The 3806-nt window shown below is 66.5% G+C and carries 2 protein-coding genes; both read left to right on the top strand.

The genetic code is table 11. The features are described 5' to 3' along the window. Positions 1-2055: DUF4159 domain-containing protein (locus tag EN884_RS28895; protein ID WP_128360882.1), on the top strand; the 2055-nt coding region annotated here is incomplete at its 5' end. A 63-nt stretch (positions 2056-2118) separates the two neighbouring features. After that, positions 2119-3806: hypothetical protein (locus EN884_RS28890; RefSeq protein ID WP_128360881.1), on the top strand; the 1688-nt coding region annotated here is incomplete at its 3' end.

The raw sequence follows: 3806 nt of genomic DNA, 5'->3' as shown, positions 1-3806 counted from the left end.
TTCGACGACAAGGGCCGCCGCATCGCCGATGCGACGCTGACCTTTTCGCCTGGCGAAACCACCGCCACCGGCACCATGGCGGTGCCGTTCGAATTGCGCAACGACTTCGCTTCGATCGCGCTCGACGGCGAGCGGCAGGCCGGTGCGGTGCGCGTCCTCGACGAAAGCTCCAAGCGCCGCCGCGTCGGGCTGCTGTCGCAGGCCGAGGCCGACCAGGCGCAGCCGCTTTTGTCGCCACTCTACTACATCAGGCGGGCGCTGCAGCCCTTCGCCGATCTGGTCGAACCCTCCAGCGCCGACCTCGCCGACGCCATCCCGCAGATCCTCGACCAGAAGCCCGCGATGATTGTCATGGCCGATATCGGCACCATTCCCGGACAGGTCCGGCAGAGACTTGTCGATTGGGTCGACAATGGCGGCACGCTGGTGCGTTTCGCCGGTTCGCGGCTGGCCACGGCGGGCGATGACGACGATTTGCTGCCGGTCCGCCTGCGCACCGGCGAGCGTTCGCTCGGCGGCGCGCTGTCATGGACGTCGCCGCAGCCTGTCACCGAATTCCCCAAGGCCGGCCCGTTCGCCGATCTGGCGCCGCCGGCCGAGGTCACTGTCAGCAGACAGGTGCTGGCCGAGCCGACACCCGATATCGTCGAGCGCACCTGGGCGGCCCTTGCCGACGGCACGCCGCTGGTCACCGGATTGAAGAAAGGCAAGGGCACGCTGGTGCTGTTCCACGTCACCCCTGAAGCAACCTGGTCGAACCTGCCGATCTCCGGCAGCTTCGTCGAGATGCTGCGCCGCATCGTGCAGCTGTCGCGCAACCAGGGCGCGGCCATCGCCAATGCCGAAGCCGCCGCGGCGTCGCTGGCGCCCTATCGCATGATTGCAGCCGACGGCTCGCTGGTGCCGCCGACACCGGATGCACGGCCGCTTGTACCGGGCGCCGGCGCGCTGCCGGTGACTTTTGAAAACCCGCCCGGCCTCTATGGTTCCGAGACGGGTGTGTTTGCCCATAATCTGCTTGAAGCCGACAGCACGCTGGCCCCGCTGGCGCGCCCGCAAATCACTGTTCCCGTCACCTCGATCCAGTATGCCTTTGACGAATCGCGCAATTTGAAGGGCGCGCTGGTCGCGGCCGCCCTGGTGCTGATGCTGCTCGATACGCTGGCGGTATTCTGGATGGGCGGCCTGTTCTCACGCCGACCGCGCCGCGCCGGTGCCATGGCAACCACCGCCGCGGTCCTGATTGCGCTGGGTAGCTTGTTCGGTCATGCCGACCTTGCCCGCGCCGACGACGCCAAGCCGGGTGACGAAATTGCCATCGAGGCGATTTCGAAGACCCGCATCGCCTATGTGCTGACCGGTGTGCCGGGCGACGATTCGATCAGCCGTGCCGGGCTCGAGGGCCTGACCCGCTTCCTGGTCGAAAAGACGGCCCTTGAACCGGGCGCACCAGCCGGTGTCGACATTTCGAAGGACGAGCTGTCGTTCTATCCTTTGATCTACTGGCCGATCGATCCGGCCGCCCCGATGCCGAGCCAGGCCGCCATCGCCCGCATCGACGCCTATATGCAGCAGGGCGGCACGGTGCTGTTCGACACCCGCGACCAGTTCGCCAACGGCATCGGCGCCGATTCGACCAGCCCGGCGACGGAGCGGCTGCGCGACATCCTCGGCAACCTCAACGTGCCGCCGCTGGAGCCGGTGCCGTCCGACCACGTGCTGACCAAATCCTTCTTCATCCTGCCCGAATTCCCCGGCCGCTTCGCCGGCAGCCCACTGTGGGTCGAGGCGTCGCTCGACGCCAGCAATGCCGAGAACCGGCCGGTGCGCACCGGCGACGGCGTCTCGCCTATCATGATCACCGCCAATGATTTTGCCGGCGCCTGGGCGGTCGACGAGAATGGCGATCCGCTGCTGCCGACCGTACCGGCGGACCCGATGCAGCGCGTCTACGCGCTGCGCGCCGGCGTCAACATCATGATGTACATGCTGACCGGCAACTACAAATCCGACCAGGTGCACGTGCCCATACTGCTCGAACGGCTGGGGCAGTAAGATGAGTTTGTTTGGTTCCCTCCGGTCGCGGATAAACCCTCCCCAAAAAGAGGAGGGTAAGGGATGAACTGGTCGATTTCCTTCGAACCGCTGATCTCCTGGCCCCTGTTGGCCTTGGCGCTGGTGCCGCTGGCGCTGCTGGCGCTTGTCGGCCTGTGGTTTCGCCAGCGCGGCTCGGTCTTCCGCTTCATCGCCCTTTTGGCGCTCGCCGCCGCTTTGTTCAACCCGGTGTTCCTCAACGAGGAGCGCGAGCCGCTGAAAAGCGTTGTCGCCCTCGTCGTCGACCGCAGCCAGAGCCAGGATATCGGCGATCGCACCAAGCAGACCGACGAGGCGCTGGCCGGGCTGCAGCAGCGGCTTGGCCGCTTCAAGCAGTTCGACGTGCGCGTCGTCGAGGCCGGCAAATCCGAGGCCGCCGAAGAGCGCACCGAGACACGGCTGTTCGGCGCGCTTGAAGGCGCCTTCCGCGACGTGCCGCCGTCACGCATCGGCGGCGCGATCATGATCACCGATGGCGAGGTCCATGACGCGCCGCCGGGCGCGCCAGATTTCAACGCCCCGCTGCATGCGCTGATCACCGGCAACGACCACGAAAAGGACCGCCGCATCCGCTTCGAGAACGCGCCGCGCTTCGGCCTTGTTGGCAAGCCGCTCGACATGACCTACCGCGTCATCTCGACCGAAAACGAGACTGGCCCGGTCGATGTGCGCGTCTCGGTCAATGGCGAGCAGGTCGCCGTCGAGCACGCCACCGTTGGCCAGGCCATGCCGCTGCAGGTCACCATTCCGGGCGCCGGCCGCAACATCGTCGAACTCGCCATCGATCGCGAGCCAGGCGAACTGACCGACACCAACAACCGCGCCATCGCACTGATCGACGGCATTCGCGAGAACCTGCGTGTGCTGCTCGTCTCCGGCGAGCCGCATGCCGGCGAGCGCACCTGGCGCAACCTGCTGAAATCCGACGCCTCGGTCGATCTTGTCCATTTCACCATCCTGCGGCCGCCGGAAAAGCAGGACGGCACGCCGATCAACGAATTGTCGCTTATCGCCTTCCCGACCCGCGAACTGTTCGTCGAGAAGATCAAGGATTTCGACCTCATCATCTTCGACCGCTACCAGCACCGCGACGTGCTGCCGATCCTCTATTACGACTACATCTCCGAATATGTCGAAAAGGGCGGCGCGCTGCTGATCGCGGCCGGCCCCGAATATGCCGGCGAAAGCTCGATCGCGCGCACGCCGCTGATGGCCGCCCTGCCGGCGATGCCGACCGGCGAAGTTGTCGACAAGGCCTTCTATCCGCGCCTCACCGAACTCGGCCAGCGCCACCCGGTGACGCGTGGGCTCGATGGCTCGGCCACCGAGCCGCCGCACTGGAGCCGCTGGTTCCGCACCATAGGCGTGCAGAACCCGGAAGGCGAAGTGGTCATGAAGGGCGCCGACAACCGGCCGCTGCTGCTGCTCGACCGCAAGGGAGAAGGCCGCGTCGGCATGCTGCTGTCCGATCAGGGCTGGCTGTGGGCGCGCGGCTTCGAGGGCGGCGGCCCGCATGTCCAGCTTTATCGGCGCATCGCGCACTGGCTGATGAAGGAGCCGGAGCTCGAGGAGGAGCGGCTGACCGCCGATGGTCGTGGCATGGTGCTGGAAATCCGCCGCCAGACGATGGCCGACGATCCCGGCGCCGCGCAGATCATCACTCCGTCCGGCAAAACCTTGACGGTCAAGCTCGACAAAGCCGAGCCCGGGGT

It is taken from the genome of Mesorhizobium sp. M7A.F.Ca.AU.001.01.1.1 (assembly GCF_004022735.1).
In the GTDB taxonomy this organism is placed as follows: Bacteria; Pseudomonadota; Alphaproteobacteria; order Rhizobiales; family Rhizobiaceae; genus Mesorhizobium; species Mesorhizobium ciceri.
This window is presented reverse-complemented; position numbering and strand designations above follow the sequence as displayed.